This is a genomic window from Streptomyces sp. NPDC057743 (assembly GCF_042798755.1).
Lineage (GTDB): Bacteria > Actinomycetota > Actinomycetes > Streptomycetales > Streptomycetaceae > Streptomyces.
Window position 1 is genome coordinate 89,509 of record NZ_JBHVJX010000010.1, and the last position, 19,598, is coordinate 109,106.

General features: G+C 72.0%; 16 protein-coding genes. 9 read left to right on the forward strand and 7 right to left on the reverse strand.

All coding sequences use genetic code 11. The annotated features are described in order from the left end of the window. Positions 1–98 precede the first annotated feature (98 nt). The 7 genes from ACFVFQ_RS13640 to ACFVFQ_RS13670 all read left to right on the forward strand — a co-directional run bounded on the left by ACFVFQ_RS13640 (position 99) and on the right by ACFVFQ_RS13670 (position 10,912). Positions 99–2,252, forward strand: coding sequence for a molybdopterin oxidoreductase family protein (locus ACFVFQ_RS13640; protein ID WP_383413904.1), 2,154 nt, complete (start codon positions 99–101; stop codon positions 2,250–2,252). After that, positions 2,249–3,472, forward strand: a complete 1,224-nt coding sequence (locus ACFVFQ_RS13645) for an NAD(P)/FAD-dependent oxidoreductase (RefSeq protein WP_383413907.1) — start codon at positions 2,249–2,251, stop codon at positions 3,470–3,472. Before ACFVFQ_RS13640 ends, ACFVFQ_RS13645 begins: the two co-directional genes overlap by 4 nt. After that, positions 3,469–6,087 carry a nitrite reductase large subunit NirB gene (gene nirB / locus ACFVFQ_RS13650; protein WP_383413910.1) on the forward strand — a complete coding sequence of 873 codons (2,619 nt, stop codon included), beginning with the start codon at positions 3,469–3,471 and terminating at the stop codon, positions 6,085–6,087. The genes ACFVFQ_RS13645 and nirB overlap by 4 nt, the downstream gene beginning before the upstream one ends. Next, the gene (gene nirD, locus ACFVFQ_RS13655; protein ID WP_383413912.1) at positions 6,084–6,482 is read left to right on the forward strand and encodes a nitrite reductase small subunit NirD; all 399 of its coding nucleotides are present in this window, start codon (positions 6,084–6,086) and stop codon (positions 6,480–6,482) included. The genes nirB and nirD overlap by 4 nt, the downstream gene beginning before the upstream one ends. A gap of 122 nt (positions 6,483–6,604) precedes the next feature. Next, positions 6,605–7,981, forward strand: a complete 1,377-nt coding sequence (locus tag ACFVFQ_RS13660; protein WP_383413914.1) for an MFS transporter — start codon at positions 6,605–6,607, stop codon at positions 7,979–7,981. A gap of 384 nt (positions 7,982–8,365) precedes the next feature. Further along, positions 8,366–9,142 (forward strand): GNAT family N-acetyltransferase, encoded by a 777-nt coding sequence (locus ACFVFQ_RS13665; protein ID WP_383413917.1) that lies wholly within the window; start codon positions 8,366–8,368, stop codon positions 9,140–9,142. Positions 9,143–9,268: 126 nt separating this feature from the next. Next, on the forward strand, positions 9,269–10,912 hold the full coding sequence (locus tag ACFVFQ_RS13670; RefSeq protein ID WP_383413920.1) for a cytochrome bc complex cytochrome b subunit: 1,644 nt from the start codon (positions 9,269–9,271) through the stop codon (positions 10,910–10,912). 215 nt (positions 10,913–11,127) lie between these two features. On the opposite strand, the gene ACFVFQ_RS13675 is transcribed toward ACFVFQ_RS13670, so the two are convergent. From ACFVFQ_RS13675 to ctaD, 4 genes are all read right to left on the reverse strand, one after another. Further along, a complete protein-coding gene (locus tag ACFVFQ_RS13675) occupies positions 11,128–11,652 on the reverse strand; it encodes a MepB family protein (RefSeq protein WP_383413923.1) in 525 nt (174 codons plus the stop codon). A gap of 43 nt (positions 11,653–11,695) precedes the next feature. Continuing rightward, positions 11,696–12,337: a TIGR03085 family metal-binding protein gene (locus ACFVFQ_RS13680; RefSeq protein ID WP_383413926.1), complete on the reverse strand. Its 642-nt coding sequence runs from the start codon at positions 12,335–12,337 to the stop codon at positions 11,696–11,698. Between the two features lie 80 nt (positions 12,338–12,417). Beyond that, positions 12,418–12,807 (reverse strand): cytochrome c oxidase subunit 4, encoded by a 390-nt coding sequence (locus ACFVFQ_RS13685; protein ID WP_383413929.1) that lies wholly within the window; start codon positions 12,805–12,807, stop codon positions 12,418–12,420. Continuing rightward, positions 12,804–14,531, reverse strand: a complete 1,728-nt coding sequence (ctaD, locus tag ACFVFQ_RS13690) for a cytochrome c oxidase subunit I (RefSeq protein ID WP_383413932.1) — start codon at positions 14,529–14,531, stop codon at positions 12,804–12,806. The genes ACFVFQ_RS13685 and ctaD overlap by 4 nt, the downstream gene beginning before the upstream one ends. A 398-nt stretch (positions 14,532–14,929) precedes the next feature. Between ctaD and ligD the strand changes: the two genes are divergently transcribed. Both ligD and ACFVFQ_RS13700 read left to right on the forward strand, forming a co-directional pair. Continuing rightward, entirely contained in the window at positions 14,930–15,838 is a 909-nt protein-coding gene (gene ligD, locus ACFVFQ_RS13695) for a non-homologous end-joining DNA ligase (protein ID WP_383413935.1), read from the forward strand. 72 nt (positions 15,839–15,910) lie between these two features. Beyond that, positions 15,911–16,549 (forward strand): endonuclease, encoded by a 639-nt coding sequence (locus ACFVFQ_RS13700; RefSeq protein WP_383413938.1) that lies wholly within the window; start codon positions 15,911–15,913, stop codon positions 16,547–16,549. Here the strand turns inward: ACFVFQ_RS13700 and ACFVFQ_RS13705 are convergent. The 3 genes from ACFVFQ_RS13705 to ACFVFQ_RS13715 are packed head-to-tail and all read right to left on the reverse strand — an operon-like array spanning position 16,527 to position 19,596. Next, the gene (locus ACFVFQ_RS13705; protein ID WP_383413941.1) at positions 16,527–17,795 is read right to left on the reverse strand and encodes an MFS transporter; all 1,269 of its coding nucleotides are present in this window, start codon (positions 17,793–17,795) and stop codon (positions 16,527–16,529) included. The two genes, ACFVFQ_RS13700 and ACFVFQ_RS13705, sit on opposite strands and share 23 nt — an antisense overlap. Beyond that, complete coding sequence (locus tag ACFVFQ_RS13710) at positions 17,792–18,949, reverse strand: acetyl-CoA carboxylase biotin carboxylase subunit family protein (protein ID WP_383413944.1); 1,158 nt, start codon at positions 18,947–18,949, stop codon at positions 17,792–17,794. The genes ACFVFQ_RS13705 and ACFVFQ_RS13710 overlap by 4 nt, the downstream gene beginning before the upstream one ends. After that, positions 18,946–19,596 (reverse strand): metallophosphoesterase family protein, encoded by a 651-nt coding sequence (locus tag ACFVFQ_RS13715; RefSeq protein WP_383413951.1) that lies wholly within the window; start codon positions 19,594–19,596, stop codon positions 18,946–18,948. The genes ACFVFQ_RS13710 and ACFVFQ_RS13715 overlap by 4 nt, the downstream gene beginning before the upstream one ends. Positions 19,597–19,598: the final 2 nt, after the last annotated feature.

The window sequence follows — 19,598 nt, forward strand, 5'->3', positions numbered from 1 at the left end:
CTAGCCGCACCGTGTGGCCATGGTGGTGTGCGCGAGGCGTATCAGGCGCGCAATACACCGGGTGAGGAGATGTAACGCGCTGCGGTCAGGGTCGGGTCATGGCCGACACCGTCACCACCACCGCCCTCGCCACCACGGCGACGCACTGTCCGTACTGCTCGTTGCAGTGCGGCATGCGGCTGACCGCCGGGGCGACCCCGGAGGTGCAGGAGCGCGCCGACTTCCCGGTCAACCGTGGTGCGCTGTGCGGCAAGGGCCGGAGCGCCGCGGTTCTGCTGGCGCCCGGTGCGCGGCTGACCACGCCGTTGGTGCGCGAACGGGGCGAACTGCGGGCCACGAGCTGGCCGCTGGCGCTGGACCGGGTGGCGGCCGGCCTGGCCGCGGTACGGGCGGAGCACGGCGCAAACGCGGTGGGGGTCTTCGGTGGTGGCGGGCTGACCAACGAGAAGGTCTACCAACTCGGCAAGTTCGCCCGGGTGGCGCTGGGCACCGCTTCGATCGACTACAACGGCCGGTTCTGCATGTCCTCGGCCGCCGCCGCGAGCCGGCTGGCGTTCGGGCTGGATCGCGGGCTGCCGTTCCCGCTGGCCGACATCGCGCACACCGGGTGCCTGATCCTGGTCGGCGGCAATCCGGCCGAGACGATGCCGCCCGCGCTGCGCTACTTCCGGGAACTCCGGGAGAACGGCGGCACGTTGATCGTGGTGGACCCGCGCCGGACGCGGACCGCCGAGCAGGCCGACCTGCATCTGCAACCGCTGCCCGGCACCGACCTCGCGCTGGCGCTCGGCCTGCTGCACGTACTGATCGCCGACGGCCTGGTCGACGCGGACTTCATCGCGGCCCGCACCCAGGGGTACGGGGATGCCCGGGCCGCGGCGATGGCGCACTGGCCGGAGCGGGTGGAGCGGATCACCGGCGTTCCGGCGGCCCAACTGCGGCAGGCCGCCCGGTACTTCGGGCGCGCCGCGAGCGGCATGGTGCTCACCGCCCGCGGTCCCGAGCAGCAGAGCAAGGGCACCGACACGGTCGGCGCCTGGATCAACCTCTGCCTGGCCGCGGGCAAGGCGGGCCGGCCGTACTCCGGCTACGGCTGCCTGACCGGCCAGGGCAACGGCCAGGGCGGGCGCGAACACGGCCAGAAGGCCGACCAGCTCCCCGGCTACCGCTCCATCGAGGACCCCGCCGCCCGGGCCCATGTCGCCGCCGTCTGGGGCGTCGATCCGGGCGCACTGCCGCGCGCCGGCCGCTCCGCCTACGAGCTGCTGGACAGCCTGGGCCGGTCAGGCCCGGGGGGCGTGCACGCGCTGCTGGTGATGGGTTCCAACCCGGTGGTCTCCGCGCCGCACGCCGCCCATGTCGCCGAGCGGCTGCGGGCGTTGGGACTGTTGGTCGTCTCCGATGTGGTGCTCTCGGAGACCGCGCAGCTCGCGGACGTGGTGCTGCCGAGCACCCAGTGGGCGGAGGAGACCGGCACCCTGACCAATCTGGAGGGGCGGGTGATACTGCGTCAGCAGGCCACCGCTCCCCCGCCCGGCGTCCGCAGCGACCTGTGGATCCTGCGCGAGCTGGCCGAGAGACTGGGGGCGGCGACGCCGGATGCCCGACCGGGCCGATTCGACGACGACCCCCAGACCGTCTTCGCCGAGCTGCGCCGCGCCTCGGCGGGCGGGCAGGCGGACTACACGGGCATCAGCTACGACCGGATCCGCGCCGAGGACGGCGTCTTCTGGCCCTGCCCGGACGCGGAGCACCCCGGCACGCCGCGGCTCTTCCTCGACGCGTTCGCCACCCCGGACGGTCGGGCGCGGTTCGCCGCGGTCAGTCACCGGCCGGCGGCGGAGGAGCCGGACGCGGAGTACCCGCTGTATCTGACCACCGGCCGGGTGCTGGCGCAGTACCAAAGCGGCGCGCAGACCCGCCGGGTGGCCGAGCTCGTCGGGGCCGCGCCGGGCCCGTTCGTGGCGCTGCACCCGCGGCTGGCGGCCCGGCTCGGCGTCGTGGAGGGCGGGCCGCTCGCGGTGGTCTCGCGGCGCGGTCGGGCGCTCGCCCCGGCCCGGATCACCGACGCCATCCGGCCGGACACGGTCTTCATGCCGTTCCACTGGGCGGGCCCGGGCCGGGCCAACACGCTGACCAATCCCGCGCTGGACCCGACGTCGAAGATGCCGGAGTTCAAGGTGTGCGCGGTGCGGTTGGAGCTCCCGAGTGGGGAGTTGGGGCGGGGCTCGGGGACGGGGGACCTGGGATGAACGCGCGTCGGATAGCGGTGGTCGGCGCGGGTATGGCCGCGGCGCGGTTCGCCGAGCGGTACCACGCGCTGGGCGGCACCGGGCGGGTCACCCTCTACGGCGCCGAGCCGCGCGCCCCCTACAACCGCGTCCTGCTCGCCGAGGTGTTGGCCGGCCGGTTCGACGCCGAGGCCATCGCGCTGCCGATCGGGGCCGCCGCGGTGCGGCCCGGCTGCGAGGTGGTGTCCGTCGACACCGCGGCCCACACGCTCACCCTCGCCGACGGCGAGGGCGCGGAGTACGACGAACTCGTGCTGGCCACCGGCGCCAATCCGGTACTGCCGCCGGTCCGCGGGCTGCGCCGCCCCGACGGCCAAGGGCTGCGGGCCGGGGTGCACGCGCTGCGCACGTTGGCCGACTGCGCCCGGCTCGCCCAGGACGCGGCCGGCGCGAAGCGGGCCGTCGTGGTCGGCGGCGGGGTGCTCGGGGTGAGCGCCGCGCGAGCCCTGGCCGCGCTCGGCATCCAGGTCGAAATCGTGCACCAGGGGCCGTACTTGATAGAGCGCCAGCTCGATGCGGACGCCTCGGCGGCGCTGCGCGGCGGCCTGCGCGCGCTGGGCGTGGAGAGCTACCTCGGCAACCGCGCCCGGGCGCTGACCGAGGACGGCGAGGTCGAGTTGGCCAGCGGCTACCGGCTGGGCACCGATCTGCTCGTGCTGGCCTGCGGCGTGCGACCGCGCACCGCGCTGGCGCACGCCGCAGGCCTGAGGGTCGACACCGGGATCGTCGTCGACGACGCCCTGGCCGCCTCCGCCCCTCATGTGCACGCGATCGGCGACTGCACCCAACACCGCGGCACCGTCCACGGGTTGGCCGGCCCGGCGTGGGAGCAGGCGGACGTGCTCGCCGCCCGACTCTCCGGCAACGCCCCAGATGCCCGCTACACCGGCTCCCGGCCACTGGCCCGGCTCAGCGCCGGCCCGCTGGAGTACGCGGCCTTCGGCGAGGTCCACCTCGACGAGGCCGACCCGGGCGACGACCCGGGGCTGGCCGTGGTGCGGCTGACCGACACCACCCGCGGCAGCTACAAGAAGCTGGTGCTGCGCGGGGACCGCCTGGTCGGCGCGATCCTCCTCGGCGATCTGACCACCGTCGGTGACCTCGCCCGCGCACTGGAGCGCGACGAGCCGCTGCCCGACCACCCCCTGCACCTGCTCACCACCCTCGGAGCCTCCTCATGACGCAGCGCCCCTCGAACAGCCCGCTCAAGGAACTGGTCCTGGTCGGCCACGGCATGGTCGGCCAGCGTTTCCTGGAGACCTTCGTCGAGCAGCCGGAGGCCGCGCAGTGGCGGATCACCGTACTCGCCGAGGAACCCCGCGCCGCCTACGACCGGGTCCATCTGACCTCGTGGTTCTCCGGCACCAGTACGGACGAACTCTCCCTGACCCCGGCCGGGTTCCTCGCCGAGCACGGCATCGACCTGCGCCTGTCCGACCCGGCGACCGCCATCGACCGCGCCACCGGGACCGTCACCTGCGCCTCCGGCGCGACGCTGCGCTACGACGCGCTGGTGCTGGCCACCGGCTCGGTCCCGTTCGTGCCACCGGTCCCCGGCCGGGAGGCGGCCGGCTGTCACGTCTACCGCACCATCGAGGACCTGCAAGGGATACGGGACGAGGCCGAGGCGGAGCGCACCCGGATCGGTGTGGTGGTCGGCGGCGGGCTGCTGGGTCTGGAGGCCGCCGGCGCGCTCACCGCCCTGGGCCTTCAGACCCATGTCGTGGAGTTCGCCCCGCGACTGATGGCCCTTCAGGTCGACGACGACGGCGGCCATCTGCTGCGCCGCAAGATCGAGGACCTCGGCGTCCATGTGCACACCGGGGCCGGCACCCAGGAGATCGTCACCGACGACGAGGGCCGGGTCCGCGCCATGGGCCTGTCCGACGGCCGCGAACTCCCCGCCGACCTGGTGGTGTTCTCCGCCGGTGTGCGGCCGCGCGACCAACTGGCCCGGGACTGCGGGCTGCCGGTCGGCGAGCGCGGCGGCATCGTCGTCGACGAGCGCTGCCGCACCACCGACCCGCGCATCCACGCCATCGGCGAGTGCGCGCTGGCCGCCGACGGCCGGGTCTACGGCCTGGTGGCCCCCGGCTATGCGATGGCCGAGGCCGCCGCCCGCTCGCTGGCCGCCGAGCAGTCCGGGCAACTGCCGGCAGCAGAGCACCTGTTCACCGGCGCCGACACCTCCACCAAGCTCAAGCTGCTGGGCGTCGACGTCGCCAGCTTCGGCGATGCGCACGGCGCCACCGAGGGCGCGGCCGACGTCCGCTACAGCGACAGCCGGGCCGGCGTCTACAAGAAGCTGGTCGTCGGCCGCGAGGGACAACTCCTGGGCGGCGTGCTGGTCGGCGACACCGAGTCCTACGGCCTGCTGCGCCCGCTCGCGCTCGGCGGCAAGCCACTGACGACCGCGCCCGAGCAACTGGTGCTGCCCGCCGGGCTCGCGCCGGCCACCGGGGCGACGGCGCTGCCGGACGACGCGGTCGTCTGCTCCTGCCACAACGTCACCAAGGGCGCCCTCCGCACCGCGGTGTCCGAGCAGGGCTGCACCACCGTCCCCGACGTCAAGAAGTGCACCAAGGCCGGTACCGGCTGCGGGAGTTGTGTGAAGCAGCTCGGCACGATCGTCGCCGAGGAGCTGGAGGCCGGCGGCGTCACCGTCGACACGAGCCTGTGCGAACACTTCGGGCACACCCGCGCCGAGCTCTACGAGATCGTCCAGGTGGCCGGGATCGACTCCTTCGGCGATCTGCTGGACCGATACGGGCGCGGCGGTGAGGGTTGCGAGGTCTGCAAGCCGGTCGTCGCCTCGATCCTGGCCAGCCTGGCCGGCGGCCATGTCCTCGACGGGGAGCAGGGCGCGCTCCAGGACACCAACGACCACTTCCTCGCCAACTTGCAGCGCAACGGCTCCTATTCGGTCGTGCCGCGGGTCCCCGGCGGCGAGATCACCCCGCAGGGCCTGATCACCATCGGCGAGATCGCCCGCGACTACGGCCTCTACACCAAGGTCACCGGTGGCCAGCGGATCGACCTGTTCGGCGCCACCGTCGACCAACTCCCCCAGATCTGGCGCCGCCTGGTCGACGCCGGCTTCGAGTCCGGCCACGCCTACGGCAAGTCGCTGCGCACGGTGAAGTCCTGTGTGGGCGAGACCTGGTGCCGCTACGGCGTGCAGGACTCGGTCGGGCTGGCCATCGAACTGGAGCTGCGCTACCGGGGGTTGCGCTCCCCGCACAAGATCAAGGCGGCGGTCTCCGGCTGCGCCCGCGAGTGCGCCGAGGCCCAGGGCAAGGACTTCGGCATCATCGCCACCTCCGCCGGCTGGAACCTCTACATCGGCGGCAACGGCGGCATGACCCCCCGCCACGCCGACCTGCTCGCGGCCGACCTGGACAAGAAGGCCCTGCTCCGGACGATCGACCGGTTCCTGATGTTCTATATCCGCACCGCCGACCGGCTGGAGCGCACCTCGACCTGGCTGGAGCGCATCGACGGCGGCCTGGACCACGTCCGGGAGGTCGTCCTGGACGACTCGCTGGGCATCTGCGCCGAGCTGGAGTTGCAGATGGAGCGCCACATCGACCGCTACGAGGACGAGTGGGCCGCGGTGCTCGCCGACCCCGAACGACTGCGCCGCTTCACCTCCTTCGTCAACGCCCCCGGAACCCCCGACCCGGCCGTGACCTTCGTCCCCGAGCGCGGCCAGATCCGTCCCGCCCGCCCCGACGAGGACGGGCACGGCACCCCGGCACTGATCGCCGGCCCGCAACTGGAGGTGCGCACCTCATGACCGACACCACCCTCGAAACCCGCCCCGCGGTCGAGACGTCCACCGCGACCGGAACCGTCGAGATCCTGGACGGCCGGAGCTGGACCCGGGTCTGCTCCTACGACGAGCTGACGCCCGGTCGCGGCGTGGCCGTGCTCAGTGCGAGCGGCCAACAGGTCGCGGTCTTCCGGGACCGCGCCGGCGAGCTGTACGCGGTCGACAACCGCGACCCGTTCAGCGGCGCCTATGTCCTGTCCCGCGGCATCCTCGGCAGCCGCGCGGGCGTGCCGACGGTGGCCTCCCCGATGTACAAGCAGGTGTTCGACCTGCGCGACGGCCGCTGCCTGGACGAGGAGACCACCCCCGACGGGCGGCCCGCGGTCCTGCGCATCTGGCCGGTGCGCCTCGCGTCGTAGCCCGCCGGCCGCCCACACCGACGTGCGCCAGCCGTAACCCCCCACAGCGCCCCACACCACCGTCACCTCACCACCCCCCACCGTCCGGATTCCCCCTCCTCTCACCGAGCAGGTGACACCTGATGACGAGCACTGCCGTCGGCAGCGAACCCACCACCGCACCGGCCCCGGTCCGGGCCCGTACCCTCACCGACTGGCGGCCGGAGGACGAGGACTTCTGGGCCGAGGCCGGCGCCAGAGTGGCCCGCCGCAACCTGGTCTACTCGGTCCTCTCCGAGCACATCGGCTTCTCGGTGTGGAGCCTGTGGTCGGTGCTGGTGCTCTTCCTCGGCCCGGAGTACCACATCGACCCCGCGGGCAAGTTCACCCTCACCGCGCTGCCCACCGCGCTCGGCGCGGCGCTGCGGCTGCCCTACACCTATGCCGTGGCGCGCTTCGGCGGCCGCAACTGGACGGTCTTCAGCGCTTCGTTGCTGCTCGTCCCCACGGTGCTGGCCGGGATGGTGCTGGAGCCGGGCGTCTCCTACGGCACGCTGCTCGCGGTCGCCTGCGTCGCGGGCGTCGGCGGCGGCAACTTCGCCTCCTCGATGGCGAACATCAACGCCTTTTACCCGCAGCGCCTCAAGGGCTGGGCCCTGGGCATGAACGCGGGCGGCGGCAACCTCGGTGTCCCGGTGGTGCAGTTGGTCGGGCTGACGGTGCTGGCCACCGCCGGCACCGCCCATCCGCGCCTGGTGCTGCTGGTCTATCTGCCCCTGATCGTGCTGGCGGCGCTCGGCGCCGCGCTGCGGATGGACAACCTCCCCTCGCTGCGCAATGACGGGCGCGCGCTGCGCGAGGTCGTCCGGGAGCCGCACAGCTGGGTCATCTCGCTGCTCTACATCGGTACCTTCGGCAGCTTCATCGGCTTCGGCTTCGCCTTCGGGCAGGTCCTCCAGGTCCAGTTCCAGCAGCAGTTCGACACCCCGGTGAAGGCCGCGTACCTCACCTTCCTCGGGCCCCTGTTGGGCTCGCTGGCCCGGCCGGTCGGCGGGCGGCTCGCGGACCGCTTCGGCGGCGCGCGGATCACCGTGCTGACGTTCCTGCTGATGGCCCTCGGGACGGCCACCGTGCTCGTCGCCTCGGGCGCCGGTTCGCTGCCGCTGTTCCTGGCCGGCTTCGTCGCCCTCTTCGCGCTGAGCGGCCTCGGCAACGGCTCCACGTACAAGATGATCCCCGCGGTCTTCCACGCCAGGGCGCGGGCGGCGGTGGACGGCGGCACCGATCCGGCCGTCGCGGAGCAGGACGCGCGGCGCCGCGCCTCGGCGCTGATCGGACTCGCGGGTGCCATCGGGGCGTTCGGCGGCGTCCTGGTCAACTTCGCCTTCCGCCAGTCGTTCCTGGCGGTCGGCAACGGCAACGCCGCCTACTGGGCGTTCCTGGCCGTCTACGCACTCTGCTCGCTGGTGACCTGGGCCGTCTACCTCCGCCCCGGCGCCGGCCGGATGGCCGGCATGTGAGCCGACGGCGGGCGTGGGCGCGGCACGCGGTTTTCGGACCTTTCGGAGCCCGGCCGCGCCCACGCCCGCGTCAGCCCCCCGTCAGCACCCCGTCAGCGGCGAAACCCCCGTTCATCAGAGGGCCGTAAAGAGGCGCAGGCACTGCTTGCGGCGGGGTACGCCGTGGCATTCGATAGGGATGTGAACAGCGCCCGGCTCGTGCTCGCCCACCCGCCTCATACGGCGGGCCGATGTCACGCGCCGCGCTGCCCGAAGACGTCCACCGCCCGCTGACACGTCTTTGCCCCCGGGGCGCCCGTGATCCGACCGGGCGCCCCTCTTCGCGTCCCCGTAGGCCCGCACCGCGCAGGGCCGGCCCAGCGTACCCAGCCACTAGGAACCGCCGTGATCGAAATCCCGCCGCACCAACTCCCGGACCTCGCCTACTGGTTCGCCGATGGTCCGCCCGGCACGGTAGCCCTCGCCCAGCACGCGCTGATCTCCGGCAACGGCCGGTGGTGGGTCGACCGCCCGGACGCGCCCCGCGCGGTGGTCGTCTCCTGCGCCAACCACACGCTCTTCCGCGGCGACCCCACGTCGCTGGCGCCGCTCTCCCTGGCCGGCTTCGCCGGGCACTACGCCCAGGCACCCGCCCGCTTCCTGCCCCTGTTGGGCAGCTCGTTCGACCTCCTGGTCCCCTGGGAACGCATGGTGTACCTGCACCGCCAGTCCACCGCCGCCCCGCGGCCGCCGCACGGGGTGAAGGTGCGCCGCCTGCTGCCCCAGGACGCCGAGGCGTTGGGCGCGCTGGGCTCGGACGCCGCCTGGATTCACGCCAGTTGGGGCGGCCCGGCGGGTCTGGCCGCCTCCGGGCACGGCTGGGGCGCCTTCCACGCGGGCCGCGTCCTCGCCGTCGCCTGTGCATACTTCCGCGGCACCGGGTACGAGGACGTCGCCTGCGTGACCCTCCCCGAACACCGCCGGCAGCGCCTGGCCCTCGCCTGCGTCACCGCCCTGTGCCGGGACATCGCCGCGCGGGGCCACACCCCGAGTTGGACCTGCTCCCGCGACAACCGTGCCAGTCGCCTGCTCGCCTGGACCGCCGGCTTCCGGCTGGCCGACGAGTACGTCCACTACCTCACCGGGCAACCGGTCCGGCAGGGCATCGGCGTCGTGGCGTGACGTCCCGGCCGCCCGGCGGTGCCCCCGATCTGCGTAATGCGCGCCGGGCGGCGATCGGCCAGGCAGGGTGCGGTGGAGCGGGCACCACGGGTGCCGCGTGGACCACAGCACCGAGGAGGGCCGTAGATGCTGTTCGGGAGCGCAACGGAAGGGACGGTGGCGCGGGCCCGTCGGGCCGGCCGCTCCGCCTTCACCGCGGTCGACGGCCGCCTGCCCGCCTCGGAGGCCGGGCGGGCGCTGTTGCGCAAGGCGTTCCCGGACCACTGGTCCTTCCTGCTCGGCGAGATCGCGCTCTACAGCCTGCTGATCCTGGTGCTGACCGGCGTCTATCTGACGCTGTTCTTCGAGCCGAGCATGGCCCACCACACCTACGACGGTGCGTACGGCCCGCTGCGGGGGCTGTCGATGTCGGGCGCCTACTCCTCGACGCTGCGCATCAGCTTCGAGGTCCGGGGCGGCCTGTTGATCCGTCAGGTCCACCACTGGGCGGCCCTGGTCTTCGTCTCCGCGCTGGCGGTGCACATGCTGCGGGTCTTCTTCACCGGTGCGTTCCGTCGGCCGCGGGAGGGCAACTGGATGGTCGGCGTGACGCTGTTCATGCTGGCCATGTTGGAGGGCTTCGCCGGCTACTCGCTCCCCGACGACCTGCTGTCCGGCACCGGCCTCCGCACGGCCAACACCATCGTGCTGTCCCTCCCGTTGGTGGGGACGTACCTCGGCTACTTCCTCTGGGGCGGCTCCTACCCCGGCCACATTCTGCTTCCCCGGCTCTACACCGTGCACATCCTCCTCGTCCCCGGCCTGCTGCTCGCCCTGATCGGCCTGCACCTTCTCCTGGTGGTGTACCTCAAGCACACCCACTGGCCGGCCCGCGGACGCACCAACCGCAACGCCGTCGGGCAGCCGATGTTCCCCCAGTTCACCGCCAAGTCCTCCGGCCTGTTCTTCATGGTCTTCGCGGTGCTGACCCTGCTCGGCGGGCTCGCCCAGATCAACCCCGTCTGGGCCTACGGCCCCTACCTCACCGACACCGTCTCCACCGACGCCCAACCCGACTGGTACGTGGGCTTCCTCGAAGGCGCACTGCGGCTGATGCCGGCCTGGGAGACCAACGTGGCGGGCCACACGCTGATGTGGAACGTCCTGCTCCCCGCCCTCGTCCTGCCGGGCGTCCTCTTCATGCTGCTCTACGCCTACCCGTTCTTCGAGCGCTGGGTGACCGGCGACCTGACGGAACACCATCTGTGCGACCGGCCGCGCAACGCCCCCACCCGCACGGCGCTCGGCGTCGCCGCCATCGTCTGGTACGCCGTGCTGCTGGCGGCGGGCGGCAACGACGTCATCGCCACCCTCTTCCGGGTCTCGGTCGAGAGCCTGACCTGGATCTTCCGCGTGCTGTTCGTCCTCGGCCCGGTCCTCGCCTTCCTCCTCACCAAGCGCATCTGCCTGGCCCTACAGGACCGCGAACGCCAACTCCTCCTGGAGGGCCGCGAAACGGGCTATGTGCTCCAGAGCGTCTACGGCGGCCTGCGCGAGACCCAGGAGCCGGTGCCGACCACCGAGCGCTACCGCATGCTGGCCAGGGACATCCCCAAACCCCTGCCATACCCCGGCGCCCGGGCCCCCCGCCTGGACCGCCTGCGTGCCACGCTCAGCGCCTGGTACTTCCGCGACCGCGTGGAACTCCCCGTCACCGCCGAACAGCAACGCCAGATCGCCGAGACGGTGGCCGGCCCGAAGGTCAGCGCCGGCGAGGAGCGCAACGACTAGGGCGCTTCTGACGGATCTCCGTGGAGGAAGGAGCGGCGTCTGGTGCGTGCGATCGCAAGGCGCCGGGATGGCTTCATAGCGGAGCTATGGGGGCATTTCGGCAACGCCGCGAGCGTGCGTGCCAGACGCCGCGACGCCGCGGAGATCCGTCAGAAGCGCCCTAGGTCTGCCCGAGGAGTCGCGGCCCCGCTCCGCGCAGCTGGGGAAGGGTGCGCCTACGGGTGGTAGAGGGCTCGGGCGCGCGCCGCGTCGAGGGGCGCGTGCTCCGCGACAGGCAGGAAGTAGGTGATCTGCCATGCCTGAGTGCTGCTTGCCTGCCGGCTGGTCGTGGTCACCCAGGGCGGATAGACCCGGAAGCCTCGCTTCCCGCCGGAGCGGTTCCGGGACACGATGCCGCGCTCGCACAACACCTCGCGCGGGAACACGAACTGCCCGAAGTGGCCGCCTTCACGGCTGCTGATGACGAAGAGATCGACCCCGTCCTCGGCGTCGAAGGGCCGGATCGGGCCTTCCGCGGATCGCTGCCACACGGTGACGAACTGGCCGACCTTCGTCGGGGTGGTCTTGGCCACGCGGAACCTGACCGACAACCCGTCGAGCGTGAAGCCGTGCGCTGCGTACTCGGCGCTTTCCGGCTCGGGCACCGGCTGTGAGCAGGCGAAGCCAGCGGGGTCGTACACGAGTGTCTTCGCCGCCAGCAGGTCGCTGTGAAGCCCTGCCCAGGGCCGGTCCGTCGCCATCCGCACATTCTGCCAGCACGCCAACCAGCCACCGTCGGCCCCGCTACATGCCCCATCGCGCGCTTCGCACGGCTTCGACTGCCGCGGCGGGCCCGCTCAACTCGACGTGCGCCGCCTCCCGTCGACCGAAGAGGTAGAGCAGCAGCTCGCCCGGGGGTCCGGTGAGGCGGGCGGTGGGTTCACCCCGCCGTGCTCGCACGGTCTCGGCGGTCCCTGCCCACCGCAGCTCAAGACCCGCGCCGCGCAGTCGCCGCGCGAGGAACCAGGGCGCGCGACCGACATTGCGCCACAGGGCCTGGTCCATGGCGTACGCGTGGGTTCGCGGGGCGCGGCCGTTGGCTCGGCGTACGTCCTCGTGGTGGACGAAGAACTCGTTGAGGTTCGGGAATCGGCGCACCCATCCGATACGGAAGAAGCCTGGCGGCGGTCCCGAGCGGATCGTCGCCAGGAGCCGGTCAAAGTCCCTCCGTGCCAGCGCTCTTCTTCGGTGTTCGGCAAAGCGGGCCCACGTGCCGGGCAGGACGAGACCGGGGCCGGCCAGGTAGTCGCGCTCGCGCAGGACGAGGTGCGCGGCGAGGTCGCGGGTCGTCCACGGCCCCAGGAGGGTCGGTGCCTCGGGACCGAGTGCGTCGAGCAGATCGCAGAGCTGTGCTCGCTCGACGGCGTCGAAGAGCGGATCGGCCATGGTGCGGGAGTGTAGCGAGAGCCGGTCAACTGGCATACACAGGGCGGCAGTTCGCTGATTCGCACCCGCGCTGCGTCTCCTCAGTGATCGCGTCGGGCGAATTGGAACACCGTCCCGAAGAGCGAGCCGCCGGTGACGCCCACGCCGATCAGGAAGACCCACAGGCCGAAGACCAGACCGAGGGCCAGCAGGGAGACGCCGAAGGCCACCGCCGCCGGGTAGCCGCTCTCGGGTGGGAAGAAGTCGAGCTCTCCGGCGCGCTCCTGGATCTCCGAGCCTTCCCGGTCCTCGGGTCGGGTCCCCTTGCGGCGGTAGTTCATCGCGCAGAAGAAGGAGATGACCGCGGCCATGCCGAAGGAGACGGCGAGCGCGGCGCCGCCGGCGGGCTCGCGGGCCAGCCAGATGTAGAGCGCGTCGGTGACGAGGAAGAAGGCGGCCACGCCGGCGAAGAGAAGTGCCTCCGTCTTCATGGGGTCTGGTCTCCGGGGGTGTCGGTGGTGTCAGGGGTGGGCTCGGTGGTGTCGCGCTCGCCTTCGGTCAGCATGCGCACGTCGGGGTGGTGCAGGTCGAACGCCGGTGAATCGGACCGGATCCGCGGCAGGGCCTCGAAGTTGTGTCGGGGCGGCGGGCAGGAGGTCGCCCACTCCAGGGAGCGCCCGAATCCCCAGGGGTCGTCCACCTCCACCTTGGGCGCGTAGCGGGCGGTCCGCCACACGTTGTAGAGGAACGGCAGCGTGGAGACGCCCAGCAGAAACGCGCCGGTGGAGGAGACGGAGTTGAGGAGCGTGAAGCCGTCGGCGGGGAGGTAGTCGGCGTAGCGGCGCGGCATGCCGCTCACTCCCAGCCAGTGTTGGACGAGGAAGGTCGTCTGGAATCCCACGAACAGGAGCCAGAAGTGCGCCTTTCCCAGCCGTTCGTCGAGCATCTTGCCGGTCCACTTCGGCCACCAGAAGTAGAAGCCGCCGAAGGTGGCGAAGACGATGGTGCCGAACAGGACGTAGTGCAGATGCGCGACGATGAAATACGAGTCGGTGACGTGGAAGTCCAGTGGCGGTGAGGCGATCAACACCCCGCTCAGTCCGCCGAGAAGGAACGTCACCATGAATCCGATCGACCAGAGCATGGGCGTCTCGAAGGAGAGGCTGCCCTTCCACATCGTGCCGATCCAGTTGAAGAACTTCACTCCGGTCGGCGCCGCGATGAGGAAGGACATCAGGGAGAAGAACGGCAGCAGCACTCCGCCGGTGGCGAACATGTGGTGCGCCCACACCGTCGCCGACAACATCGTGATGGCGATCGTCGCGCCGACCATTCCCATGTACCCGAAGGCGGGTTTGCGGCTGAAAACCGGGATGATCTCGCTCACCACGCCGAAGAACGGCAGCGCGACGATATAGACCTCCGGGTGACCGAAGAACCAGAAGAGGTGCTGCCACAGCAACGCCCCGCCGTTCGCCGGGTCATAGACGTGGGAACCGAGTTTCCGGTCCGCGAGCAGGGCCAGCAGTGCGGCGGTCAGGACCGGGAAGGCGAGCAGGGCGAGGATCGAGGTGAAGAGGATGTTCCAGGTGAAGATCGGCATCCGGAACATCGTCATGCCGGGGGCCCGCAGCGTGATGATGGTGGCGATGAAATTGACCGCGCCCAGCACGGTGCTGAGGCCGGCCACGACCAGCCCGGCCGCCCACAGGTCGCCGCCCGCGCCCGGCGTGTGGTCGGCGCGGTTCAGCGGGGCGTAGGCGAACCAGCCGAACGAGGCCGCCCCGCCGGGGACGACGATGCCGGAGACCACCATCAGCCCGCCGAAGAGGAAGAACCAGTACGTCATCGCGTTCAGTCGGGGAAAGGCGACATCGGGCGCGCCGATCTGCAACGGCATGACGGCGTTGGCGAATCCGGCGAACGTGGGCGTCGCGAAGAGCAGCATCATCACCGTGCCGTGGAGGGTGAAGAGTTGGTTGTACTGCTCGTGGCTGAAGAACTGCATTCCGGGCTGGGCCAGTTCCGCGCGCATCATCATCGCCAGCAGCCCGGCGAACAGGAAGAAGCCGAAGGCGGTGGCCAGATACATGTTGCCGATCGTCTTGTGATCGGTGGTCGTGAAGTATTTCCTGATCCGGCCGCCCGTGCGGACGCGTGGATTGCCGGGGGAATCCAGCGGCGCGCGATGAGGGGTGTGGCCCACTTGTGACATGGCTCCTCCGGAGCACGGTGACCGGTACTGCTTCCGGCGCGACAGCGCGTTTCGTGTGTAGCGGCTCGCCGTCGCCACCGACCCGACGCCACACCGATATCACCCCCTTCTCCCTTTCCTTACGGCCATTGGTTACGGCCAATCGGTGGCGGCGCGGGTGCGGCGGGAGTCGGGCTGGCTCGGCGACCACGACCCCACCAGTACGGTGCGCGTTCGGTTCGTTCCGTTGTGCAGTCGGCGATGTTGGGCGGTCAGCGATGCCGGCGGCTGCTTCGCGGGGTGCGGAGCTGGCGCCGTGGCCGCCTGCGGGCGCACCGCCTACGCTGAAATCCGGGGCCCCTCCCGCTCCGTCGAGCCGACGCGGCCCAAGGGCACGGTCCGGGCCCCAGGGAGGAGCGATGAGCGCCGTCGAGAAGCTGCGGGCCGGCGGTAGGACCGTGGAGATCGGTCGGCCGGACAAGGTGCTGTTCCCCGAGGACGGCATCACCAAGGCCGAGCTGGCCGGGTACTACCGCACCGTTGCCCGTCGCATGGTGCCGCAGTTGCGCGGGCGGCCGTTGATGTTGGAGCGGCACCCCGACGGCATCGACGACCACGGCTTTATGCAGAAGGACGTCCCCGAGTACTTCCCGGACTGGATCGACCGGGTCGAGCTGCCCAAAGAGGACGGCACCGTCACCTACGCCGTCTGCGGCGACACCGCGACCCTGCTCTACCTCGTCGACCAGGCGTGCCTCACCCCGCACCGCTTCCTCTCCCGCGCCGACCGGCCCGACCATCCGGACCGGCTGGTCTTCGACCTCGATCCACCGGGCGAGGACTTCACCCCGGTTCGGGACGCCGCCCGTTGGCTGCGCGACCTCCTCGACGAGGTGCGGTTGCCGTCCGCCGTGATGACCACCGGTTCCCGCGGCCTGCACGTCCTGGTGCCGCTGGACCGCCGTGCCGCCTTCGACGACGTCCGTGCCTTCGCCCGCGAGCTCGCCGAGGTCCTGGCGGCCCGCCATCTTGACCAACTCACCACCGAGCAGAGCAAACCGGCCCGCCGCGGCCGCCTGTATCTGGACATCCAGCGCAATGCCTACGCCCAGACCGCAGTCGCCCCCTATGCCGTGCGGGCCCGTCCCGGCGCGCCCGTCGCCGCCCCGGTGAGCTGGGCCGATGTGGACGATCCCGAGCTCACCGCGGGGCGTTGGACGCTGGCCTCGGCGGAGCAGCTCCTCAAGGAGGATGCCTGGCGGGGGCGCAACCTCCGTGGCCGTTCCCTCACCCCCGCCCGTCGGCGCCTGGCGGGTCTGGGCAAGTGACAGGGAGACGAGGGGTGTTGCCGATGAGTGGTTGAGCTTTGTGCGGGAGGCCGGACGATTGCGAGGTGCAGGATGAAGTCCGAGGAGACCGTGTCCGAGTTGCTGTCCGCGTACGGCCGGACGTACGCGGAGGAGGCCGGCATCACGCTGCGGGACAAGCCCGCGCCGCTGTATCAGCTGCTGGTGCTCACGGTGTTGTGCTCGATCCGGATCAAGGCGGAGATCGCCGCCGGCGCCGCCCGGGAACTCTTCACGGCGGGCTTGCGGACGCCGCGGGCGATGGCGGACTCCGGTTGGCAGGAGCGGGTGGACGCGCTGGGCCGGGCCCATTACGTGCGCTACGACGAGAGCACCGCGACGGCCCTGGGCAAGGGGGCGGAGTTCGTGCTCGACCGCTGGCACGGCGATCTCCGGCGGATGCGCGAGGAAGCCGGCGGGGACCGGGGGAAGTTGGCGGAGTTGGTGCAGGAGGTCCCCCGGATCGGGCCGGTCGGCGCGGGCATCTTCTGTCGGGAGGTGCAGGCCGTGTGGCCGGGGTTGCGTCCGTTCTTCGACGAGCGGAGCTGCGCGACCGCGGAGGAGTTGGGATTGCCGCATACGCCACGCAGGCTGGGCGAGTTGGTGCGGCCGGAGGATGACGCCAGGCTGGCCGCCGCGTTGGTGCGGGTCGGTTTGTCGAAGGGTGCGGTCAGGGAGCTCCAGGTGGCGTGAGCGGGTCGGGCCGTCCGGAGGGTCGGGCGGCGGGTGCGCGATGGACCACCACCGGCATGAGCAGGCCGGCGGTGGCGAAGAGGGCGCCGAGGGCGAGCCAGCCGACGGTGGTGTGGCTGCCCAGGCAGAGGGCTGCCAGGAGGGACGGGGCCACTGCCTGGGATGAGCCCTTGCCGAGTGAGTAGAAGCCCTGGTACTGGCCGTGGGCGGATTCGGGGGCGAGGTTGAAGCTCAGGCCGAAGCCGCCCGCGGAGGTCCAGAGTTCGCCGAGGGTGAGGAGTACCGCGAAGACCAGGAGCAGTCCGATGGTCGGCACCGGGCCGTGGCCGTGGGTGAGGGCGACCACGGCGCAGGCGGCGAGCAGTGCCACGCCGGCGCGGCGGCACAGGGCGGCGGCGCGGGCGTCGTCCTCGACTCCCCTGCTCGCGCGCATCTGGAAGAGCACCACCATGACGGCGTTGACCACGACGATCACCGAGGCCATCGCCTTCGGGGCGGAGGTGTGGTCGGCGACCCAGAGCGGAACGGCGAACGAGATCACCTGGAGTTGGAGGTTCAGCACCCCGCAGAGGGCGGTGGTGCACACATAGCGGGTGTCGCGGAGGACTTGCCAGCGGGAGACGGGTGGGGAGTGCGGTGCGTCGGTGGTGGGGTGGCGGCCGGTGTCCGGGGGGAGCCAGCGCAGGGGCAGTGCGGCGCCGAGGAAGGTGGCGGCGTTCACCGCGATCAGGACGGTGTACCAAAGGGGGCTGTTGGCCTGGATGGCGAGCGCGGCCAGGCCCGCGCCCGCGCCCATGCCGAGGTTGGTGACGACGCGGAGGTAGGCGCGTAGGCGGACGCGTTCGGCGCCCTCGCCCGCCGCGGCGACCAGTGCGCCGCGGGCCGCGTTGCTGCCCTGGTCGGCGAGGGTGAACACCAACGCGCAGGCCAGGAAGGCGGGGAAGGAGCGGACGACGGTGAAGGCGAGCATGGCCGCGCACTGCACCGCCAGTACGCAGGCGAAGACCCGTCGGGGGCCGTGGCGGTCGGCGAGGTTGCCGATCGGCACGGCGCCGGCGAGGGCGACCAGGCCGGCGACGGTGAGGCCGATGCCGACCTGGGTGACGGGGAGGCCGACGACCCGGGTGAAGTACAGCGAACTGGTGGGGAGGTAGAGGCCGCTGCCGATGGTGTTGACGAGCCAGGAGGCGGCCAGCAGGCGTGGTGTCCCGGGCGCGGGCAGTGCGTTGGCGAGGAGGCGGCTCACGTGCGGGCCGCCTCCGCGAGGGCGTGCAGCCGGGCTTGGCGGAGCCCGGCCTGCTCCGCGTCGGGCGCGGTGAACTGCACCTCGATGTGGGCGGAGCCGTTCTCGGCGGGCGGCAGTGCGGCGCGGACGCCGTCGACTCGGGTGAGCCGGTCCAGGAGTCCCGGGGTGTCGGGGAGGTGGGTCCAGGCGTGGATCCGGTCGGGGTGCCGGGGCGCCGTGCAGGAGGGCTCCTCGCCGAGGGCAGCGCGGACGAACTCCTCCCACAGGTCGATGCCGAGGGCGCCCTGCCACATCCGGGGCACGCCGGAACCGGGCGGCCGGGTGGTCACCTCGCCGATCACCGGGCCGTCGGGCGTCTCGAAGACCTCCAGGTGGAGGACGCCGTCCCGGATGCGGAGGGCCCCCGCCACCTCGTGGAGGAGGCCGGGCAGTTGGCGGGCGAGGGGGTGGTCGGGGTCGACGAGGTGGCCGCCGCGCAGTGGTGCCCGGACGGTGAGCAGCGGAGCGAAGTAGCGGGAGGTCGCGGCGGACGCCACCTTGCCGTCCCGCACGATGCCGTCGCAGTGGTATTCGCCGATGACGTCCACCAGGCGTTCCACCTGGACGGGTAGCCCGCGGGCCGCCAGGTCGTCGAGGGCGCCGGCGGCGCGTTGCAGGGCGAACTCCTCGGCGGAGTCGATGCGATGGGTGCAGCGGGTGCCCGATCCCAGTACCGGTTTGGCGACGACCGGCCAGCCGGTGCTGCGCGCCGCGGTCGGTATCTCGTCGACGCTGGTGACCTGTGCGAAGTCGGTGACGGTCAGGCCGGCGGTGCGCAGTCGTTGCTTCATCGCGCGCTTGTGGGCCGACCACAGGGCCTCGTCGAAGGTGGGGCCCGGGACGCCCAGCAGGGAGCGGATCAGGCCGGCCGGGACGATGCTCTTCTCGGTGGCGGCGATGACGTGGTCGACGGGTGCGCCACGGGTGAGGTCGTAGGCGGCCCGCTCGACCTGGGCGAGGTCCTCGAAGTTGTCGATGCAGACGGTGTCGTGGCCGGCGTAGAGCGGTGCGTAGCTTTCCCGGGTGATCACCCGGACCCGCAGGTCGGGGCGGTGCGCGAGGGCCCGTAGCGCCTCGGGCTTGTCGGAGTTGAGCAGGAGGACCTGCCGCGTCATGTGCGCTCCTCGGGTCGGTGGTAGGTGACGGTCGCCGCCCGCTCGTCGATGACGGCCCAGTTCGGGTGGGCGCCCCGGACCTGGCCGACGTTGACCAGGTAGCGGTGGCCGGCCGTGAGGGGCACCGGTTCGCCGAAGCGGAACGGCAGGGTGGTCACGTCCCGCCAGGCGCGCCCGGCGCGGGGCAGTCGGTGCACCGCGCTGCGGTGGTGGTGCCCGTGGACGAGGGCGCGCCCGGCGAACTCGGCGTCCAGCGGGCACCACTTGCCCGGTTCCACCTGCTGCCACGGCAACGGATGGCCGTGGCAGTAGGTGGCGAACGGGGTGCGGTGTTCCAGCGGGGCGCCGAGCACGGGGCGGGACCAGGCGGGCAGGGCGTGGTCGGGCACGAGCGAGGCGATCCGCTCTTCTTGGTTGCCGCGGACGACCACGGCCCCGTCGAGCAGCGTGACCAGCTCCGGGACCTGGTCGAAGACCTCCGCGACGGACCCGAACGCGTAGTCGGCGCGGTCCCGTTTGCTGATGTGGCACTCGAAGACGTCGCCCAGGCACAGCACTTGGTCGACCTGTTCGCGGGCGACGTCGGCGAGGACCCGGCGGAGGGCCGCGAGGTCGCCGTGGAGGTCGGTGACGATGGCGTAGCGCAAGG

What these genes read in the sequence shown, in the direction of transcription:
- ACFVFQ_RS13640 (WP_383413904.1), top strand. Translation starts at nt 99, where the DNA reads ATGGCCGACACCGTCACCACCACCGCCCTCGCCACCACGGCGACGCAC.
- ACFVFQ_RS13645 (WP_383413907.1), top strand. Translation starts at nt 2,249, where the DNA reads ATGAACGCGCGTCGGATAGCGGTGGTCGGCGCGGGTATGGCCGCGGCG.
- nirB (WP_383413910.1), top strand. Translation starts at nt 3,469, where the DNA reads ATGACGCAGCGCCCCTCGAACAGCCCGCTCAAGGAACTGGTCCTGGTC.
- nirD (WP_383413912.1), top strand. Translation starts at nt 6,084, where the DNA reads ATGACCGACACCACCCTCGAAACCCGCCCCGCGGTCGAGACGTCCACC.
- ACFVFQ_RS13660 (WP_383413914.1), top strand. Translation starts at nt 6,605, where the DNA reads ATGACGAGCACTGCCGTCGGCAGCGAACCCACCACCGCACCGGCCCCG.
- ACFVFQ_RS13670 (WP_383413920.1), top strand. Translation starts at nt 9,269, where the DNA reads ATGCTGTTCGGGAGCGCAACGGAAGGGACGGTGGCGCGGGCCCGTCGG.
- ACFVFQ_RS13675 (WP_383413923.1), bottom strand. Translation starts at nt 11,652, where the DNA reads ATGGCGACGGACCGGCCCTGGGCAGGGCTTCACAGCGACCTGCTGGCG.
- ACFVFQ_RS13680 (WP_383413926.1), bottom strand. Translation starts at nt 12,337, where the DNA reads ATGGCCGATCCGCTCTTCGACGCCGTCGAGCGAGCACAGCTCTGCGAT.
- ACFVFQ_RS13685 (WP_383413929.1), bottom strand. Translation starts at nt 12,807, where the DNA reads ATGAAGACGGAGGCACTTCTCTTCGCCGGCGTGGCCGCCTTCTTCCTC.
- ctaD (WP_383413932.1), bottom strand. Translation starts at nt 14,531, where the DNA reads ATGTCACAAGTGGGCCACACCCCTCATCGCGCGCCGCTGGATTCCCCC.
- ligD (WP_383413935.1), top strand. Translation starts at nt 14,930, where the DNA reads ATGAGCGCCGTCGAGAAGCTGCGGGCCGGCGGTAGGACCGTGGAGATC.
- ACFVFQ_RS13700 (WP_383413938.1), top strand. Translation starts at nt 15,911, where the DNA reads ATGAAGTCCGAGGAGACCGTGTCCGAGTTGCTGTCCGCGTACGGCCGG.
- ACFVFQ_RS13710 (WP_383413944.1), bottom strand. Translation starts at nt 18,949, where the DNA reads ATGACGCGGCAGGTCCTCCTGCTCAACTCCGACAAGCCCGAGGCGCTA.